The 19,612-nt window shown below is 45.5% G+C and carries 19 protein-coding genes and 1 riboswitch; of the genes, 6 read left to right on the forward strand and 13 right to left on the reverse strand.

Annotated elements, in window-relative coordinates; translation table 11 throughout:
* The first annotated feature begins 34 nt into the window (after positions 1 to 34).
* Positions 35 to 1,168, forward strand: a complete 1,134-nt coding sequence (tnpB, locus tag BUQ89_RS04440; RefSeq protein ID WP_074202507.1) for an IS200/IS605 family element RNA-guided endonuclease TnpB — start codon at positions 35 to 37, stop codon at positions 1,166 to 1,168.
* On the opposite strand, the gene cobD is transcribed toward tnpB, so the two are convergent.
* The 8 genes from cobD to btuB form a co-directional block, all read right to left on the reverse strand.
* Positions 1,165 to 2,238 (reverse strand): threonine-phosphate decarboxylase CobD, encoded by a 1,074-nt coding sequence (gene cobD / locus BUQ89_RS04445; RefSeq protein ID WP_245812896.1) that lies wholly within the window; start codon positions 2,236 to 2,238, stop codon positions 1,165 to 1,167. The two genes, tnpB and cobD, sit on opposite strands and share 4 nt — an antisense overlap.
* Positions 2,213 to 3,127, reverse strand: coding sequence for an adenosylcobinamide-phosphate synthase CbiB (gene cbiB / locus BUQ89_RS04450; RefSeq protein WP_177183625.1), 915 nt, complete (start codon positions 3,125 to 3,127; stop codon positions 2,213 to 2,215). The genes cobD and cbiB overlap by 26 nt, the downstream gene beginning before the upstream one ends.
* 16 nt (positions 3,128 to 3,143) lie before the next feature.
* Positions 3,144 to 3,806 (reverse strand): 5,6-dimethylbenzimidazole synthase, encoded by a 663-nt coding sequence (gene bluB, locus BUQ89_RS04455; protein ID WP_028462570.1) that lies wholly within the window; start codon positions 3,804 to 3,806, stop codon positions 3,144 to 3,146.
* The gene (locus BUQ89_RS04460) at positions 3,803 to 5,104 is read right to left on the reverse strand and encodes a cobyrinic acid a,c-diamide synthase CobB (protein WP_036574286.1); all 1,302 of its coding nucleotides are present in this window, start codon (positions 5,102 to 5,104) and stop codon (positions 3,803 to 3,805) included. Before BUQ89_RS04460 ends, bluB begins: the two co-directional genes overlap by 4 nt.
* Positions 5,101 to 5,706 (reverse strand): cob(I)yrinic acid a,c-diamide adenosyltransferase, encoded by a 606-nt coding sequence (gene cobO / locus BUQ89_RS04465; RefSeq protein WP_028462568.1) that lies wholly within the window; start codon positions 5,704 to 5,706, stop codon positions 5,101 to 5,103. The genes BUQ89_RS04460 and cobO overlap by 4 nt, the downstream gene beginning before the upstream one ends.
* A 4-nt stretch (positions 5,707 to 5,710) precedes the next feature.
* Positions 5,711 to 6,292 (reverse strand): hypothetical protein, encoded by a 582-nt coding sequence (locus BUQ89_RS04470; protein ID WP_028462567.1) that lies wholly within the window; start codon positions 6,290 to 6,292, stop codon positions 5,711 to 5,713.
* Positions 6,293 to 6,405: 113 nt separating this feature from the next.
* Positions 6,406 to 6,990: a hypothetical protein gene (locus tag BUQ89_RS04475; protein WP_028462566.1), complete on the reverse strand. Its 585-nt coding sequence runs from the start codon at positions 6,988 to 6,990 to the stop codon at positions 6,406 to 6,408.
* 21 nt (positions 6,991 to 7,011) lie between these two features.
* Positions 7,012 to 8,865 (reverse strand): TonB-dependent vitamin B12 receptor, encoded by a 1,854-nt coding sequence (gene btuB / locus BUQ89_RS04480; RefSeq protein ID WP_028462565.1) that lies wholly within the window; start codon positions 8,863 to 8,865, stop codon positions 7,012 to 7,014.
* 143 nt (positions 8,866 to 9,008) lie between these two features.
* A riboswitch (cobalamin riboswitch) is annotated at positions 9,009 to 9,229 on the reverse strand.
* Between the two features lie 772 nt (positions 9,230 to 10,001).
* Here btuB and BUQ89_RS04485 point away from each other — a divergent pair.
* From BUQ89_RS04485 to BUQ89_RS04495, 3 genes are all read left to right on the forward strand, one after another.
* The gene (locus BUQ89_RS04485) at positions 10,002 to 10,724 is read left to right on the forward strand and encodes a c-type cytochrome (RefSeq protein ID WP_028462564.1); all 723 of its coding nucleotides are present in this window, start codon (positions 10,002 to 10,004) and stop codon (positions 10,722 to 10,724) included.
* A complete protein-coding gene (locus BUQ89_RS04490; protein WP_028462563.1) occupies positions 10,721 to 12,028 on the forward strand; it encodes a c-type cytochrome in 1,308 nt (435 codons plus the stop codon). Before BUQ89_RS04485 ends, BUQ89_RS04490 begins: the two co-directional genes overlap by 4 nt.
* A 319-nt stretch (positions 12,029 to 12,347) precedes the next feature.
* Positions 12,348 to 12,929, forward strand: coding sequence for a DUF2780 domain-containing protein (locus BUQ89_RS04495; protein WP_028462562.1), 582 nt, complete (start codon positions 12,348 to 12,350; stop codon positions 12,927 to 12,929).
* A 462-nt stretch (positions 12,930 to 13,391) separates the two neighbouring features.
* Here the strand turns inward: BUQ89_RS04495 and BUQ89_RS13895 are convergent, their stop codons facing one another.
* Positions 13,392 to 13,562, reverse strand: a complete 171-nt coding sequence (locus BUQ89_RS13895; protein WP_218612772.1) for a hypothetical protein — start codon at positions 13,560 to 13,562, stop codon at positions 13,392 to 13,394.
* Positions 13,563 to 13,596: 34 nt separating this feature from the next.
* The gene (locus tag BUQ89_RS04500; RefSeq protein WP_028462561.1) at positions 13,597 to 14,088 is read right to left on the reverse strand and encodes a hypothetical protein; all 492 of its coding nucleotides are present in this window, start codon (positions 14,086 to 14,088) and stop codon (positions 13,597 to 13,599) included.
* 900 nt (positions 14,089 to 14,988) lie between these two features.
* On the opposite strand from BUQ89_RS04500, the gene BUQ89_RS13695 reads away from it, so the two are divergent.
* Complete coding sequence (locus BUQ89_RS13695; protein ID WP_177183623.1) at positions 14,989 to 15,138, forward strand: hypothetical protein; 150 nt, start codon at positions 14,989 to 14,991, stop codon at positions 15,136 to 15,138.
* An 857-nt stretch (positions 15,139 to 15,995) separates the two neighbouring features.
* Here BUQ89_RS13695 and tnpA read toward each other — a convergent pair.
* The gene (tnpA, locus tag BUQ89_RS04510) at positions 15,996 to 16,412 is read right to left on the reverse strand and encodes an IS200/IS605 family transposase (RefSeq protein WP_074202508.1); all 417 of its coding nucleotides are present in this window, start codon (positions 16,410 to 16,412) and stop codon (positions 15,996 to 15,998) included.
* 30 nt (positions 16,413 to 16,442) lie between these two features.
* Here tnpA and BUQ89_RS04515 point away from each other — a divergent pair, with 30 nt between their 5' ends.
* Positions 16,443 to 17,675, forward strand: coding sequence for an RNA-guided endonuclease InsQ/TnpB family protein (locus BUQ89_RS04515; protein ID WP_074202509.1), 1,233 nt, complete (start codon positions 16,443 to 16,445; stop codon positions 17,673 to 17,675).
* A 408-nt stretch (positions 17,676 to 18,083) separates the two neighbouring features.
* Here BUQ89_RS04515 and BUQ89_RS04520 read toward each other — a convergent pair whose 3' ends face one another.
* Together BUQ89_RS04520 and BUQ89_RS04525 are read right to left on the reverse strand one after the other, a co-directional pair.
* Positions 18,084 to 18,968, reverse strand: coding sequence for a Tim44 domain-containing protein (locus BUQ89_RS04520; protein WP_028461398.1), 885 nt, complete (start codon positions 18,966 to 18,968; stop codon positions 18,084 to 18,086).
* Between the two features lie 132 nt (positions 18,969 to 19,100).
* Positions 19,101 to 19,523, reverse strand: a complete 423-nt coding sequence (locus tag BUQ89_RS04525; RefSeq protein WP_245812897.1) for a DUF3293 domain-containing protein — start codon at positions 19,521 to 19,523, stop codon at positions 19,101 to 19,103.
* Positions 19,524 to 19,612: the final 89 nt, after the last annotated feature.

The raw sequence follows: 19,612 nt of genomic DNA on the forward strand, positions 1-19,612 counted from the left end.
CTGTTTTTTCACCTATTTCTGTTACAGTGTGTTAATGGAAATTAAGCGCGCATACAAATTCAGGTTTTACCCAACTTTTGAGCAAGAAACTATTCTGGCTCAAACATTCGGGTGTGCTCGGTTTGTCTATAATCGCATGTTGCGCGTTCGTTCTGATGCTTGGTATACCGAGAAAAGAAGAATCGGGTATCATGCTACCTCCTCTTTGTTGACCGAGTTAAAAAAAGAGCCTGAATTTGAATGGCTGAACAAAGTTTCCAGTGTTCCTGTGCAGCAATCTCTCCGCCACCTGCAAACGGCATTTGGTAATTTCTTTGCCAAACGAGCCAAATACCCGTCATTCAAAAGCAAGCATGAGAAGCAATCGGCTGAATACACGTCCAGCGCCTTCAAGTGGGACGGTAAGTCTCTGAAACTGGCGAAGATGAAAGATCCACTGAATATCAGATGGTCGCGCACCCTTCCTAAGGCAACAAAACTAACGATTGCAACAGTCTCTAAAGACTCAGCGGGTCGATACCATGTTTCTATGCTTTGCGACGACTCTGTTGCGCGAAAGCCATGGGTTAGCGGCAAAGTCGGCATTGACTTAGGATTAACGCACTTCGCTATTCTTTCTACGGGCGAGAAGATTGCGTCTCCTAACACGCTACGAAAGAATGAAACCAGGCTTGCTAAGCTGCAACGCAAGCTATCTAAAAAGCGCAAAGGGTCGGCCAATAGACAAAAAGCCAGACTGAAAGTAGCGCGACTACATGCAGGAATTGCTGATGCTCGTAAAGACTTTCTACATAAACTCTCAACACGGCTAGTGAACGAAAACCAAGTGATAGCTGTAGAGTCTTTAGCTGTTAGCAATATGAAGAAAAATCGTTGCCTCGCAAAATCAATTTCCGATGCAGGATGGGGTGAATTTGTGCGGCAATTAGAATACAAGTCGCTGTGGTACGGGCGAGAGCTTGTAGGTATTGACCGATGGTATCCAAGCAGCAAACGCTGCTCGGGATGTGGGCATACCGTAAACAAGATGCCTTTGAATGTGCGTGAATGGACTTGTCCGGAATGCGGATCAATCCATGATCGAGACATCAACGCAGCGCGTAATGTTTTGGCCGCTGGACTGGCGGTGTCAGCCCTTGGAGAATCTATAAGTCCTGTTTGCATTTAGGTGCGTCCGGGTTGGATTCGTTGAATTGGGAATCCCCTTCGTTTACGGAGGGGAGCAGTCAAATTCACGAGTGCCTTATCTAATCGCCGCCAGTCAGTTTCTGTTCTTGGCAAGCCAAAGCGCAGGCTAGAAGGGTGTTCGAAACAGCGAGTTAGAATGCCCTGCTGTGCCAGTTTGTCGTGAATAGATTGTGCATCCGGTGACTGCACCCATTGAAAGAAGGCGCAGCCACCATCCGGGGAGAGATGATGCTGGGCAAGCAATGTTTGTAATCGCCGGCTTTGTTGAATCAGATACTGGCGGGTCGTTTTCTGCCAGGTTTCGTCCTGTAGTGCCTGGATGGCAACCCAGCGTGCAGGTGTGCTGATTGTCCAGGGACCGAGCAAGGCGTTGAGTTGTGATAGCAACTCAGCCTGTGCACATACAAAACCAACCCGTGCACCCGCCAGTCCAAAGAACTTACCTAATGAACGTAATACAATGAGGCCCGGAGAGGTGGTTCGCGATACGATACTGTGCTCAGGCGTGGCGTCAATGAATGCTTCATCTACCACCAGCCAGCCGCCGCGACGGGCAAGATGTGCGTGCCAGGCAAGTATTGTTTCCATCGGAAAAGTATCACCTGTAGGATTATTGGGATGAATAATAACCAGCACATCAGTCGCGGCCAGGGTGCTTTCAATTTGCTGTGGTGTTACCGCTGATACACTATGATTCGCGCGTTGCCAGGCATGTGCATGCTCGGCATAGCCTGGATTAAGTACACTGACGCGTGATGGTTTGCGCAATTGCGGTAGTGCCTGAATGGCTGCCTGTGATCCGGCAACGGGTAAGAGCGAATCAGTACCATAGTAATAACCTGCAATGGCGCTTAACTCATCCTCATCTTCCGGCAGTCGTGCCCAGATGGATGCTGGCATGGCCTTAACCGGCCATCCATTAGGGTTGATGCCGGTGGATAGATCCAGCCAGTCTCCAAGTGGAATTGCGTACCGTATAGCGGCCGTTCGCAAGCGGCCACCGTGATGTAATATCCCTTGTTGATCAGGCTGTGATAATAAACTTGACAAGCCATTCTCCTATACACAAAACAAATAACCAGAGCAAAAGTGAGCGTTTTATTAATCCCAGTGCGCGATCGATATCACCGGGTTCGGGTATGCGTCCTGTCCCTAACATTGGGCGGAATTCGAGCGCACCGTGATAGTAAGCGGGGCCACCTAATGATATTTCAAGGCTGCCCGCGCCTGCAGCCATCACAGGTCCGGCATTAGGGCTTTTCCACGTGGCACCTTGAGCCTGCCAGCAGATGAAAGCGCTGCGTATCTCTCCAGTCAACGCATAACTGAGAGCAGTCAGTCGTGCTGGTATCAAGTTCAATAAATCATCAAAGCGTGCAGCAGCCCAGCCGAAATGGCGGTAACGGGTATTGCGGTAGCCCCACATGGCATCCAATGTGTTGACCAGACGATAAATAAGCGCCCCCGGTGCGCCCGCGACCGCAAACCAGAATAAGACGCCAAAAATAGCATCATTGCCATTTTCTAATACAGATTCAATGGTTCCCTGAGTTATCGCGGTATGATCGAGCGTAGTTGTATCACGGCTGAGGATTAAGCTCACCTGATGGCGTGCTGCGTTCAGATCGTCTGCCAATAATGCATTTTGTACTCTTTTGGCGTGGATACTGAGACTATGCCAGCCGATGGCGAGATAAAGAATGAGCACATCAATTATAAAATGCCCGGGAAGCCGGTGTATCCATGTGACGAGCAGAGTAAAAGGAATCAGCAATAGCAATAAAGCGAGTAGGCCGCGTACAGTTGAATCAAGATAAAGATGCTGCTCTATGATGCGCGTAAGATGACCGAATCCAACCAGCGGATGGAAGCGGCGTGGTTCGCCTAACCATGCATCCAGTGCCAGTGCTATGCAAATAGCCAAGGTTATTGTCATCATGAAACGAATCGATTGTTTATGTTGATGATTGCGTGCAACCCCAGGTATTATGAAATAATAAATCTTGTAAGGGGTGTGCTTGTGCCCAATTTTCACGTATCAACATGGGTGCAGGATAAAAGGCTTCCACATGTCCGAGGCATAAAATAGCAATCGGTTTACTGCCGGCGGGCATCATCAGCAACTGGGCAAGTTGTACGGGATCAAACAAAGAAACCCAACCCATTCCCAGTCCTTCGGCACGCGCTGCCAGCCAGAGGTTCTGAATGGCGCAGGCGACGGAAGCCAGATCCATCTCAGGTAAAGTGCGTCTGCCAAAAATATGCTGTTCACGTTTGTCGCTCAATGCCGCAACCAGTAGCTCCCCGCATTCCCGGATACCCTCTATCTTGAGACGCATAAATTCATCACTTCGTTCAGCTAATGCGGCGGCGGTCTGGATTCGCTCTTCTTCTACCAGTGTGGTAATGGCTGTGCGTAGATCGGGCTCAGTAATACGTATAAATCGCCAGGGCTGCATTAGACCGACACTGGGGGCATGATGGGCTGCTTCCAGAATACGATTGAGTGTGGCCGGATCAACTGGGTCTGGCCGGAAGTGGCGCATATCACGTCGTTCCTTAATAACGCGGTAAACGGCTGCGCGTGCAGATTTGCTAAAGCGATGATTATTCTTCATGGTAAAAATAATCCTGCGGCTACGGTCGGGTTTGATGGCAGATACCAGTGGATATATGAGGCAGTCAGTTTATCCTTGCAAAATAGCGGTTCTGATCGGAGTTCTTTTCGTGTTGGCCGAGTCAGCGCGGAACATTCAGCCGATATTTCTAATCGAGAATAATGGAAGGTATGACCCCGTAGTTCCCCGTTTGGGAATGGGGCAGAATGAAGACCCAGGTTAACCAAGCGAGTTTGCATGACCGCCTGACCCTGAAGAATACCAACCATATTTGCTATTTGTCCTTTGCTATTTGTGAGTGTGGTCAGTAAATAGAGCATGCCACCACATTCAGCGACAATCGGTTTGCTGGCCGCGTGATGATCACGAATTGCATGGTGCATGGCGGTGTTATCCTGCAGTGCCTGCAGATGCAACTCGGGATAGCCACTCGGTAAATAGAGACTATCCACTTCCGGCAGCATGGTGTCTGCAAGTGGAGAGAAGAATATCAGTTCTGCTCCCATTGCCTGTAATAAATCCAGATTGGCGTGGTAAATAAAAGAAAAGGCTTTATCCCGCGCTATCGCAATGCGTATGCCCTTAAGTGTTTGTGGAATCAGCGTGCGTTGAGTGAAAGCAATATCAGGCGGAGTAAAACCCACAGCTGGGGGTAAGATACTCAGTGGTGTTTGAGCAAGGTGTTCTGCAAGCGCATTTAAACGCTGATCGATATCGTCAATTTCATTTGCTTGAACCAGTCCTAGATGACGGCTGGGTAATGGAAATTTTTCATTGCGTGATAATGCGCCCAGCCATGACAGGTTTGATGGCAGACTTTCTTTCACCATCGCAATATGTGCGGGGCTTGCGACCTGATTAGCGAATACACCGAAAACAGTGAGTCCGGCCTGATAGCTTGCTAATCCGTGTGCGACAGCACCCCATGTCTGAGCCATGGCGGTGGCATCAATGACGGCTACTACCGGAATGTTAAACAGGATGGCGAGATCGGCACTAGAGGGCTGTCCGTCATAGAGACCCATAACGCCTTCAATCAAAATCAGGTCCGCTTGAGTGGCCGCCTGATATAAAAGCTGTCGACAATGTGACTGGCCGCCCATCCATAAATCCAGTTGATAGACTGGATTGCCGGATGCGCGTTCCAGTATCATTGGATCCAGAAAATCCGGCCCCGTTTTGAAAACATGCACCCGTCGACCCTGATTACGATGTAATCTTGCCAGCGCAGCGGTAATCGTTGTTTTGCCCTGCCCGGAAGCGGGGGCAGCTACCAACAGGGCAGGGCAATACTTCACAAATCAATTCCTTTTTGCGCTGTGATCCCTGCTCTAAAAGCGTGCTTGCTGTCCTGCATTTCCGTTACGGTATCGGCTGCTTCACACAGTGCTTCAGGAGCGGCGCGTCCAGTAATAACGACATGTTGCATAGGTGGCCGATTTTTCAGGTCATTTAGTATGGTCGTTAAATCCAGCCAGCCAAACTTAAGCGGATAAGTCAATTCATCGAGCACAACGAGATGAAGAGACGGGTCCTGTAACATTGCCCGCACGATCGCCCAGCCGCGTTGCGCTGTTTCGATATCACGTGCCAGGTTTTGTGTTTCCCAGGTGAATCCTTCACCCAGGACATGCCAGGTTACGCCATCCTGACGTCGGAAAAAGGCTTCTTCGCCGGTATCCGAACGACCTTTAATAAATTGTGCGACGCCAGCCTGCATGCCATGACCCAAGGCACGGGCAACCATGCCAAAGGCAGAGCTGGATTTACCTTTGCCATTACCTGTCAGTATCAGCAGTAATCCCTGCTCTTTATCTGCACGTGCAATGGCTTTATCCACCACTTCTTTTTTACGCTGCATACGATGGCGGTGGCGTTGCTCACGATCAGGCTTGTCCATGTCGTTATCCGGCCGTGGTTTTGTGTGGGTTGAATTGATGATGTATCAATGTGCATGCGGTATGTATAGCGACAACAATGCCAATATAAAATAGGAATGACTCGATATAAAGCGGGAAGTATGCGATCAGACGTTGCCCGAATTCAATCAGAGTGGTCTCTTCAAAGCGCCCGGAAAAGAAATAGAATCCACCACTGGAAAATAGCTCGCAGAAGGTTAAACCTGCCACAATACTGAGTGAAAAAGGGATGAGTGTGCGCCATTCCATTTGATGTTGATTTGCATACCAGCGTCCAGCCAGCCACAGTGAGCTGTAAGCGGGTAACAGAAAGATATAGGCCGGCGTGAGACAAAAGCCACTAGTGCCGCCCCAGGTGTAAGCAGCAAAGTCCAACCACCAGCTTAATGCAAAGAATATGAATAATGATCCGACTGGGCGAAGATACACGCCAGCGAGAAAGAATATGACCCATGAAGCGCCTGGCAGGCTATGCAGTGAAGCGAAATGATGACCGCGCGTGATAATCATGAGCAGTGCCAGCATGAGGCCAATAGTAACCTGATTTCGGGTAGATAATGTGAGCATAGGTAACTCCTTTATAGATTGCGGGAATTAATAACATAGGGAAGCCAAAAATATTGGCCACTCTCAAAAAGCAGGGATACGTTGGTGATTGCTTATAGCCGAATTTGTACATATTATTGTTCCATTGTAGCGCTATACGGATTCAATAATTTATTTCCTAATACAAATATGCCGTGTACTATAATTGCAATACCAATATAGAATAAGAATGATTCAAAGAAAAGTGGAAAGTATCTCATTAATCTCTCTGCAAATTCAACGAAGGTTTTTTCTTCAAAGCGACCGGAAAAGAAATAGAACCCGCCACTGGAAAATATTTTACAAATTATCGTACCGATCACCAGGCTAAGCGACAATGGTAGCAACGTTCGCCATGCAAATTGATATTGATTTGCATACCAGCGTCCGGCCAGCCACAGTGAGCTATAAGCGGGCAGCAGAAAAAGATAGGCGGGTGTTAGGCAGGAACCGCTCGCGCTACCTCCATAATAAGCTGTAAAATCCAGAATCCAGGTTAGTACAAAGAATCCCGGTAATGGCCAGGGTGAACGAAGATAGAGACCGGCCAGAAAGAATGTGGCCCAAGAAGCACTTGGCAGGTTATGCAGCCAATTGAAATGATGACCCCGCGTGATTATGATCAGCAAGATGAGTGCAAAACCACACATTATCTGATTCCGCGTAGACAATGCTAACATATTATGTTCCTTTATAGAGGGTTAGGGTTGATATCGTAGTGTTGCGAAAAAATTTCGTCCGGGTTGATTGAAAAATGCAGCTGTTTCATAATGCTTATCGAATAGATTTTCCAGGCGCCCTTGTATGCGCCAGCTCTGATTAAAAGCATACTCAACGCGTAGATCCAGCTTGACATAGCTCTCAAGCTTGCGTGTGTTTGCCAGATCGTCATAGCGCTCGCCTTCTACAAGCAGCATCCCGCCCAGCGTAAACTTGCCAATCGCGCGATGAGCATCAAAACGAATGGATTCCTGGGCACGTCGTGGTAATGTATTGCCGTTGTTCGCACCGGATGCATTGTTCTCAGGATTCAGTAAAGTGAGATTGGCATTGAGATGCCAGCCCTTGATCTGCGTATTCAGTACGCCTTCCAGGCCACGAATGCGTGCCTGATCGATATTGGCAGGTGCACGGGTGCTGGCATCAAAAGCAATTAAGTCATCGATGTGGGTTTCATAAACATGAAGTGACCAATTTCCCCAGTCAGTCTGACCATTGGCGCCTAACTCGTAACTACGCGATTCTTCAGGTTGAAGACGGGCATTCCCAAAATTTGGAAAGTAAAGTTCATTAAAGGTGGGCGCTTTGTAAGCGCTGCCAAAACTGGCGGTTAAGCGCAGTCTTTCATTCAGTGCATACCCCCAGGCGGCCCCGCCGGTTACACGGCTGCCGAATTGTTCATTATCATCGTGGCGCAAGGATAACTGCAAGTCATGTGCTGCCAGCGATGCCTGATGTTGTGCAAAAACGCCAAAATTGTTACGTGAGGTGATTGCAAAATCTTCAGTACTGTTAATCTGATCGTTCTGATAGTCAAAACCCAGTGTTAACAGTTGAGTCTGGGTAAAGACGATGTCATTTAGCAGGGAAACGGTATCACGTTGCGTATTGAATCGGCTTTTAAAGGTATTCTCGAGGGCATCACGAAAGAAATTATCCGAATCCTCGCGACTACGACCGGCAGTTAAACTGATTCGCCAGATATCGATCGGAGAGTAGCGCGCAGTGCCTCCCAATACTTGCTGGATGATTTCCGAATTATTGACAAAGGTGCCATCAAATTCAGTTTTTCCATCCGAATGTAGAAAATTGGTTTCAATATCCAGTCCATTTTCAAATCGATAACCTGCGCGCAGGCTGCCGGCTATATTACGATAACCATCTCGGTCAGATTGTTCGTTCGTGAAACAGCCCGCGCCACCCGGCGAGGGTTTGCCGGTACAGGAATTAAATCCCCGGGTAGTCATGCCACTTGCGTTAAGGTTAAACCAGCCAGGACCATTGCCGCCGGAAAGCCCCACTGAGCCATTAAAAGTTTGATAACTGCCGCCACCAAAACTCAAATTTGGTTTGAGCCCGCGGCCACCCTTACGGGTAAATATCTGGATCACACCTCCAATGGCTTCAGAGCCATACAGACTTGAACGTGGTCCGCGCACAATTTCGATACGTTCAATTTGATCAATGGGTATATTCTGGAATGAAGTTGTACCTGATGTGGCTGATCCAACCTTAATCCCATCAATCAGGACCAGCACATGATCGGATTCGGTGCCGCGCATATTGATAGACGTTGCTTTGCCCATGCCCCCATTATTGATGATATTGACGCCAGGTACCCCTCGTAATAAATCCTGAATGGAGCGTGCTTGCTGGCGTTCAATATCCTTGCGTGAAATAACGGTCATTGCAGCAAGTGCTTCATTTGCGGTCTGGGTTGTTCGTGTCGCCGTAACCGTAATCGGTTTTTCCTGACGATCGATGTTTTCAGCGAATAAGGCAGTGGCTGTGCTCAGCCATAGCATAGCTATTGCCGGCAGGCAGCATTTTTGCATTGTGTTTTTCCTCCGCGCACACCCGCGCGATAATCAGGTTGTGAGTGATGTTTTGCGGAGGCGCTTAGGAACCAACAGAAAGAGTTTCCTGGGTTGGAGATCAACCAATTTGCATGCCCGTGCATTGCCCGCCGCAATACTGTACTGTAGTATGGCTTCAGGCCGGTCTCCGGACTCATGAGTGGGATTATTCCCGGATTCGTGCCTTCCCGTGTTAAGAACACAGTGGCATAATACAAATCCTTAGCTCATTTACCGTTGCGGGGGCAGTGCTGGAATGACCCTGGTTAATGTCAGAGTGCACCAGCTTCCCGTTTCATCCTTGAAGCATAAGCTAAAAGGACACCTGAAACAGATGTGCAAACTACAGAAACAGTTACGGTATGTCAAGTCATCCTGAAAATAGGATGTGCCGAATGCATTGTCGAAAATAAATCTCGAATTCATATGAATCCACGATTGATTCTTGGAAATGGCGGGCAGGAAACCACGATAACCCCCTTTTACAGTACCTTGTTTCATCAAGGCATGGTTACGTGTTGGTGTGTTCTATTTCCGTACGGTATTGCTGAGTATGAAAGAAATCACGAGTGGCACGCCTTATGGTGCAAGTACACTGGCCGGTGCGGATGGCCATCGCCAGCCATCCGGGAATGAACTGATAATCGCACCTTTTTAAGGTGAGGATGTGACGAGGATTGCACAGAAAATGACGGCATGATACGTATGACAGATTGTTTGAGTTGCTTAGGTTATACAGATAATAGCCAGTATTTGTCTGTGGAGATCCATCAATGCGTGCGAGTGGCTGCCTGATATCCGGTCGGTAACCATTTCCCAGGCTGCTGTAATTGAGTAGAGAAATGAATCGGGGCGATTGGTTCTGATCTGAGCCTGATGTGAGCGGTGAGTAGATTCGGGTATCAATTTGACCGGTATTTCAAGTTGTTTTATAGTTTTTGATGTTTATGAATTATTTGTGCCCGTTCTTTGCTAGGTGTCTTAAAGGACGAAAGCGGCCAATATAATTTTTCCATCGAAAAAATCCGAAGCTGCAAATGAATAATTTTGCCTTATAAACGCAGTCAGAGAATTAAAAAGATATAGGAAATAGATTAATCTGGAGAAATAATTAAATGATGCATTTTATTGCGATCCTGTTTTTTCTTATGGCATTCGTGGCAAATGCTGCTGGGGTTACATCGGCTGAAGTGCCTGATACGATGACTGAGCGTGTTAAGGCGTGTACGATCTGTCATGGCGATGAAGACAGAGTAAGTCAAGATATCTATTATCCTCGAATAGCGGGTAAACCAGAGGGATATCTTTTTAATCAATTACGTAATTTTAGAGACGGCCGACGTTACTATGAACCCATGGCCATGTTGCTAGAAAACATGTCAGATGAATATATGTTGGAAATAGCCCGTTATTTTGCCTCCCTGCAGCTGCCCTATCCGCCCCCGGAGCAAATCAGTATGAAACCTGCGGAAGTTAAATTGGCAGAAGATCTTATTCATTCTGGGGATTCAAAGCGGGATATTCCTGCCTGTCGTGCCTGTCATGGCCATACATTAATGGGTCGCGAGCCTTTTATCCCAGGTTTGTTGGGTTTATCTCGCACTTATATTACGGCTCAACTTGGAGGATGGCGTAATGGTGGATTGATGCGAGGACAGGTAGCTGATTGTATGTCAGAAATTGCTAAACGATTGACTGATGAGGAAACCAATGCCCTGGCAAAATGGTTAGCTACTCAGCCGGTCTTGGGGAAATCAGATTTAGCTAACGGGCTTTCGCTTGATTTGATGCATCGTTGCAGCAGTCTTGTTATGGAGAATGGAGGTGCAATAAAATGAAGCGCTTGATTATTACGTCTGTGACGAGAGACTGGCCGTTTGTTATCTTATTTTTTATAGGAATCCTTTTAATACTGTTGCTGGCCACAAAGCCTGTAATAGCCGATACATTGACTGAAGAACCCGGCCCTGTTGATCCTGAACTACAGCGAGAACGTGGGGCCTATCTTGCGCGTGCCGGAAACTGCATGGGATGCCATACGGCTAAAGGCAGCCCGCCATTTGCGGGCGGGCGTCGATTGTCTACCTCATTTGGAATTTTCGTTACTCCCAATATTACGCCTGATAAAAGAACGGGTATCGGCGATTGGGATGAAGATGATTTTTGGCAAGCTCTCCATGAGGGTAAGTCACGTGATGGCCGGCTTCTCTATCCCGCCTTTCCATATACGGAATATACCAAAGTAACGCGGCAGGATGCCGATGCGATTTTTGCTTATTTACGGTCGTTGCAACCGATCTCTCAACTGAATCCGCCGAGTGATATTCATTTTCCGTATGACTTCAGACCACTTCTGTATATCTGGCGGGCATTATATTTCAAAGAAGGGGTCTATGAACCTGACAGATCTAAAGATGAAGAATGGAATCGTGGCGCTTACCTGGTACAGGGATTGGGTCACTGTAACGCATGTCACACTTCCCGTAATTTATTAGGAGCCAGTCGGGATGAGACTCTGACGGGCGGGCAAATCATGGGGGCGAATTGGTATGCCCCATCGTTGACTTCACGTCTGGAAGCAGGCAGCCATGACTGGTCAATTGAAGAAATCGCTGAATTGCTTGCAACGGGCATATCAAAGAGTGCAGTACTTTCAGGGCCAATGGGAACAGTCACGCGTCAAAGCCTTCAGTACTTGTCTCAACAAGATATTCGCGCAATGGCTGTTTATCTTAAATCTCTTGCAAAAAATGAAACGAGTGGTATGTCCACTATTAATACGCAGATCGCACCGGAAGATTTGCGAATGTATCTACAGAAAGGTGGCAAACTGTATGAGCGACATTGTCAGGATTGTCATGGCGCTTCCGGAGAAGGTGTAGCTAATATTTATCCAGCACTGGCAGGTAACCGAAATGTGACGATGAGTTCCCCGCTTAATACGATTCGGATCGTTTTGAATGGCGGCTATCCCCCTGCCACGACAGGGAATCCACGACCCTATGGAATGCCTCCCTTTCAACAAATTTTTCGTGATGGAGAAATTGCACAAATAGTCTCTTATATCAGGAATGCATGGGGTAATCGTGGTAGTCTGGTTACGCCGATTGATGTGGACCGAAGTAAGGGTGATAGTCATTAGGAGAGAAGGAGTGCAACTTTTATGTTGCACTCCTTTCAGGCTGGGCTGCTAGGTGTATGCTGGTATCAACATATAGGGATGTGCTCATGAATAAATCTTGTTGCCTTACCTCGTTGAATCCGTTTTATTATGAATTGTCCACCTGACAGTAGCAGGTCAGCGCCTGAAAATACTGATTTCCGCCAACTGCTTGAATCATACACAAGTAAGGTTGTCGCAGGATATGTGCCCAAATTCGAATTGGGTTTGATTGGGGCCTGATTTTATTGTTGTTAAGATCAGGCCGATATGATGAATGATGGTCGAAAAAGGAATGGTTATGAAAAAACGGAATTATTTCGAATTTGGTATGGTCGCTCTGATCCTGATTACGATGGGCTGTGCGTCAAATGGAGGGGGTAATGATATTCTGGGATCGGTGGACAGAGGTCTGGCTTCGGTTGAGCAGACAGCGCAGGCAGGCCGACAGATCGTTACATCGGGAACAACCGGTATAACTACAGGACAGGTTGGCTTGACCGATATTCTTACACGGCAGCTGGGTATTTCGCAACAGCAGGCTCTGGGCGGAGCGGGTGCGATTTTTCAGGTGGCTCAAGCAAGTATGACTCCACAGGCTTTCTCGACACTATCTCAATCCTTACCAGGAATGAGTGCGATGCTGGGCGCTGCGCCCGTTATGCAGAGTCCAATTCCAGGCTTGGGTGAGCATGTTTCCTCAATGATTGGTGGTGCTGGTACTACCCTAAATAGCGCAGCTTCTCTAGCGACCTCATTTCAGCAGCTCAATCTTGCGCCAGAGATGGTGGGCCAGTTTATTCCGATTATGACGGATTATGTACGTAACACCAGTGGGCAAGTAACGGCGAACCTGCTGCGTTCTGCCTTGATTGTGCGTTAGACAGGCGTAGGATACCTTGGGAAAGCTATAAAAAATAATGAGGCTGGCCGGTCATCGCACGACTAATAGGCTGTGCGGCAGCAGGAAAAAGAAACGTGGCTAACCTGTGTCGATTCCAGATCATGTCAGCAGGTAAATGTTCTGAAATCGGTATTGTTTTACTAAACAATACCGATCCATAGTGATTAGTTTGATCAGACCAATCGAGATTTTTGCAAAAACCTTCGTCATAAGTTTTACACCATTGATTATAAAAAATTAATTTTTAAATTATTGGGGTTTTGCAAAGGCCTCCAATCATTACTTAACCCTGGGCGCGATCATGAATCAACTCTGGGGCAGGCTTAACTCTTAGCCATTGAAGTAGCGTATTGATGGGCTTATTCTGGACAGTGAGCACCCGTTTCGTGATCAAGGATTCGTCTCTCAGCTTGGACGATGTGTTGATGTCTTGGATGATCATCAGGGGGATGAGATTTCAGCCAGTTGTTGGTCGATATCGAATGGCCTGGCGAAGATTATCAAGTCGAGCTTCTGGCGCTGAAATCTTATTTTCTGGCAGGTGGTATTGAGCGGTGTGTATTTTTCTTGAGTTGATTGTGCCTGGTCTGTAGTCGTTTTCTTTTGCATCACTAATGAATCTACCCGTGCAAAAAGATATTCTTCATCATATGCCGTTATGGGTGCTATTACCGTTTATTCTACGGGCATTGTTAGTAATCAGGGTATTCACCAGTTTGACATTACAGCTTTCGTTAACCAGGCCGCCGCCGCCGGAGCCCTGAAAGGGTGCCTCGCCGCTAATCGTGACATTAGATATGTTAATTTCATGATTACTGTGGGTACAACTGACTACGATTGTCGGGGGAGGTGGATCCGAGTTGACGGATGGTCCACGATCAATGATCGTCATACCTGACCCGGCGCCCCTGAGGGTTAGGTTTTTATTTTCAATGGTGACAGGGCCCGTGAATATGCCCTGCTGTATCTGGATAATTTCTCCATCTGATGCGTCTGTGACGGCATCTTGAATATCTGTGTAGTCACATCCGCTCTTGCAGACAGTAAGTGATGCATGAGCAGTGTGCCCTCCTAGAAGGCCGGTGGCTAACAATATGTACACACATGTGCCGATGTATCGATTTGTGGAAATATTCATGGTATACCTTCAATGATTAGGAACGATGAAATAAATAGCGTAAACGCTTTCATGTTAGTGATGATTCACTGGAAATAGAATAAGTGAATTCCTTATTTTGGATTTTGTTAAAAAATAAGAAGAGAGAATGTTGTTTTTCAGAACGTGTTGTTGAGTCAAACGAAATTAAGTGTAATTTCAGCTGCTGATTGTTCTACGAAAGATTTATAGGTCTTCTGATAGTTTTTTTTCTATGATAAAAACAGCGGGTGAGCTCATTAAAGGCCTGTCTCAAAATAGCCAAAAATTAAGATGATTGTATAATATACTATAATAATCAATTAATTATATGATTAAAAACGGATTAATTGTATATTACGAGACAGTCCCGTCAAAGGCTTTGGATTGGTGTGTGCTCAAAGAGGATGGGTGAATACCGGATAATATGGATACGGTTTTGCGGACAAAATTTGCTTTATTGGAAGACAATACGATATTTTTAATGGATGGAGACTTTTGCAAAAGTCCTCACCAGAAATTTTATGCTGCCGATTATAAAGTATTAATTTTTCAACTATTGGGGTTTTGCAAAGGTCTCGGATGATCGATTCTATCAAAGAGATGGCTCTATCATGCTTGTTCTTTAGTGATTATTGGTGTGTGACAGATTGTCGTATTTTTACGTGAGCCGCTACGCTACGGTGTGTCGATCCAGAAAAATAAGCCAGTTTCAGTAGCTGGATCGCTGCGGCCGGATTTCTATAAATTATGAAGTAATTTTTTGATTGATAGTCAATCTATTGACAAGTAACCTCACTTGCAGTACCTTTATTTTCGATGAAAAAGAGTCCTGGTTTTTTTCTAGACTCTTTTACATGCTTGGTAATTCCTTTTAAATGCAAATATAGGAGATTAAGAACTATGAAATATTCTCTCTTCTTTACAGTCATTTTGGTATTATTTTTAGCGGGATGTGGTGAGCCCAAACCAGGCCAGTATCCTCCCAGTCAGGATATTCTGAGCGATCGTGATAACGCGAACAAGGAAGATAGTACGAATAAGGAATATTAACTGACTTAAAGGCATCAGGATAACAATGGACCGCTCCCTTGGGGGGCGGGAGTAGCTGAGGAATTTCATCCTGTTAGTTTAATTTTAAAAATCCCCGAATCCCCGAATCCCCGAATCCCCGAATCCCCGAATCCCCGAATCCCCGAATCCCCGAATCCCCGAATCCCCGAATCCCCGAATCCCCGAATCCCCGAATCCCCGAATCCCCGAATCCCCGAATCCCCGAATCCCCGAATCCCCGAATCCCCGAATCCCTTATGTTTTAAGATCTCCCATTTACCCGATATATTGATTACTTAAGGTGATGTGATGCGATATAAGTGGAACCGAATTGACCTAATTGATCTTGACGAGACTTTTGCAAAAGCCCTCCCTAGAGATTTTTTTACTATTGATTGTAAAGGGTTAATTTTTCAACTATTGGGGTTTTGCAAAGGTTTCGACAAATGTTGGTATATTGAATGTGGTTCTATTGAATTCAGACGGATAGTGATCTGTGTTTTTAACAACCAAGAAGCAGGTTGTTCATATTTGTTCCTGCCTCTTGTTGAATGCTTGAGCCAGATTTCCTATTTAAATAAATAGCGCACTTTTGGTAGGTGCCTTTTCCTTCTTTGGTTTTTTTGCTTCTTTATTTTTTCTCTGTTGTCCTTTAGCCATGATTATTCTCCTTGTTTCATTGTATGTGCATAGTACATAGTAATCTGTTTGAATCGATGCTGTGTGCTTATTTTGTGTTGTGGCATGGCTTAATCAATGAAATCGTCGCTGTGTTGGTTTTCTCAAAACTATTTATCAAATAGCGCGTAAAACTTCGTCCTTCAGGGCGGAGATATAAGCGCACAGGCGAAGCCTGTTTAATGCGGTCTTTGCTGTTGTTCAATATATTGCTTAATAATCGAGAGTGGTGCTCCACCACAACTACCCGCAAAATAGCTTGGACTCCAAAGCATATTACCCCAAAGCTTATTTTTAATTTCGGGATAATTCTTTTTGCGAATAAGTCGGCTTGAAACGCCTTTCAAACTATTTACCAAGTTAGAAATAGCAATTTTTGGTGGATAGTTAACTAAAAGGTGAATATGATCATGCTCACCGTTAAATTCCACCAATTCTGCTTCAAAATCCAAACACACATTTTTAAATATTTCTTCCAAATCAATTAATACCCTTCCGGAGAAAACATCTCTGCGGTATTTTGTTACAAAGACCAAATGAACATGAAGATTAAAAACGCAATGTTTTACTGTTCTTACATCGTTATTAACTTGCATAGACCAATTCCTTTTTGTATAATTATAACCATGAAGCAGATTATACGCAAAGCCTTTAAATCTCGATTCAATCCAAATTCTGACCAAGTACAGAAGATGGTTGAGTTTGCGGGTGCTAATCGGTTTGTTTGGAATAAAGCCTTAGCAATGAATCTGTTCAGATTAGAGCAGAAACAGCCATTGCTTTGGTACAACGAGTTGTCATTTTGGCTAAAGCTATGGAAATCCTCAGAAGATTATGGATTTCTAAAAACCGTTCATTCTCAACCGTTGAAACAAGCCTTAAAAAACTTAGAAAAAGCGTTCAAAGACGGTTTTGATAAGAAACAGCCTTTAAAACGGATTCCAAAATTCAAGAAAAAAGGTTTGAGTGACAGCTTTCGTTATCCACAAGGATTTAAGCTGGAGCAAGAGTCTAGCAAAGTGTTCTTGCCTAAAATCGGTTGGGTGAAATATCGTAATTCACGCCAAGTCATTGGTGACGTTAAAAATATGACGATTTCCCGTAAAGGCGGTTATTGGTACGTGTCGATTCAGACTGAGTACGAGACCGAGCTAAAGCGTCATAGCTCAACCAGTATGATTGGTGTTGATATGGGCGTTACCCGCTTTGCAACCTTGTCAGACGGCTCATACGTAGAACCTTTAAACAGTTTCAGAAAGTTATCAAAGAAACTGGCTTTTGAACAGCGTAAGCTGTCTAAAAAAGTCGGTTTCTCTGCTAACTGGAAAAAGCAGAAACAAATCATTACCCGACTGCATGAGCGTATTGCCAATGCTCGTTTAGACTTCTTACACAAAACCTCAACCGAAATCAGCAAAAATCACGCAATGGTCGTAGTTGAGAATTTAAAGATAGGAAACATGTCTAAGAGTGCCAAGGGCAGTGTTGAAAAGCATGGTAAAAACGTCAAAGCGAAATCGGGTCTAAACAAATCCATTTTTGACCAAGGATGGGGAATGTTCGTTTCGTTCTTGGAGTATAAACAGGCTTGTTCAGGCGGGGATGTATTGAAGGTAAACCCTCAATACACCTCTCAAACCTGCCCTAGATGTCAACATGTTAGTCGTGACAATCGCAAAAGCCAAAGTGCTTTTGAATGTACAGAATGTGGATTTAAAGCCAATGCCGACTTGGTAGGTGCCTTGAATGTACTTGAGCGAGGACATCGCTTGTTAGCCTGTGGAGTTGAAACGTTAGTTTCGTCTAAGAAGCAGGAACCAGTAGGCAGTAGCAATACAAACCTACTCTTAACGGCTTAATAAGTCGCTAGGAATCCCCTTCGTTTAGGAAGGGGAGGATGTCAAACCGCTTTAAATAATACTAGTGATGAGAGGATTGTTTAGATATGCTTCTTGTGCCGGGTAAATGTTGTTGTACCAATAGTGCTGGTAGGCAAAGATAAACAATGAAACGCGCGCTGTTGCTCCGTTTTATTTTTCAAAACGAACTCTCGATAGAAAAAATTAAAAATATGCAATCCTTGCGTTTTTATAAGAATCTCATATTTTTAATTTCGTAATTACATTATTTAGAATTGTACGAGGTAAAGTAAGGTGGGGCTTTTGCAAAAGTCTCAATCAGTATGAAGGCCCAGCTAGAATCGTTTTTCCGATGATTAAGCTGGGTTGTTTGAGTATCAGACCTGACTACAGGGTTGGTTCAGCAGGTTAGGTGGTTTGTTGGATGCCAGTGAGTAACCAAGTGGCCGTATTATCCTTTAAATCCTTTTGAACATGCCAGATTTCATCAAATGTTTCAGGTAAAGCATCAGGTGTTTCTCGTATCTGACCAGTAAAACGTACGCTCGCAACAGCTAATTCATCTGTAGTTTCAATATCCAGTAAATCCGCATCAATCGAAATAATTTCTGTTTTTTGTACTTTGTGCGTGCGTTCATTGATCTGCATGCTGATTTCAGCAAACATTTCAGGGGTTGTATATTCGCGAATATCATTGGTATCGCCAGTATCATGCGCTGCCTGCAAACGAATGAATGATATTTTTGCTTGGCGCAAGAAAGGTTCTACCTGAAAATCAGCCGGGATATTTCCGGAATGATGTGTGTGCGTTAATGACTCTTTAGTGGGTGTTGTCACCGATGCGGAAGAGGGGGGTGGTGGCATGATGCCGCTGTTACTGGGGTCAGTATTTGTATTTAAACCAGAAAACTGCATGGGGCGTGTGGGTGATTCCTTATGTGGTTTACGCATCATGCGTATGATAAAGAAAATAGCCGCTATCAGAACAACGAGTATTACGATATCCATCATATTCATGCCTTCAAAAGCGCCACCCATAAAGAGTGCGGCCAGTAATCCTCCCGCAGCTAAACCTGCAAGTGGTCCTGCCCATTTGCTCAGTCCACTCGCCGGTGGCGTAGCCGCAGGTGTAGCGGCCGGCGCTTGTTTTGGATTGGCAGTCGCCTGTTGATTAACGGATTCACGTTGTTTTCCAATATTTTTGCCGCCACCCATGCGCTTTGCCTCTACATCAAAAGCAGTCATCCCAGAGCTAAACATGACCAGAGTCAGAAGGGTGAATATTTTCTTCATGCTTGCCTCACAAGGTATTGTTAAGACAGGAAGTATAGCATTTCTACTTTATTCCGGGCGGAGATTGGATAGTGCGCTGTTTTCTGCTGGAGGAATTCAATCGGATCTGATATTGAGTGGCTAATGGCGTTGTCAGCGAAGCAGGATTAACTTGGGAATGGCGTTGATGTTGCTCCACACGATTGCATTCTGGTTAAATTGTTGTGCAATCGTCTGGGCGGTATCTAAGTCCAATCCAAGGACAAGCCAGCTCTTTTCCGCTGGCCAGGTGCCGGATGGATCGATACCCATACCTTCAATAATTTGCTTGGGGTGCTGAAATAATAGTTGATGGAGTTGTGTATGTGCTATTAAATTGTCTTCCGTGGATCGGAGTTGGCTAAATGGGTTGTATGCGCTGATAAAGGCTGCGCAGGCGGTATTGGTTGCGATGAATAATTGCGATAATGGTTCAGAGTGCTGATCAATGCGTAGAATAATCCTATCAGAGTCAGTGCCAACCTGATAATGCGTAGTATAGTAATTTGCAATGAGATCGGGTGATATATCAGACAATATGCAGTCATCTCTCTAGAAAGATTGGGTTTGCTATTATTTCAATAGCAAGCCCAAAATTTGCCAGGCCATATACTAGCTACAGGCCT

The sequence above is a fragment of the Nitrosomonas cryotolerans ATCC 49181 genome (assembly GCF_900143275.1).
Lineage (GTDB): Bacteria > Pseudomonadota > Gammaproteobacteria > Burkholderiales > Nitrosomonadaceae > Nitrosomonas > Nitrosomonas cryotolerans.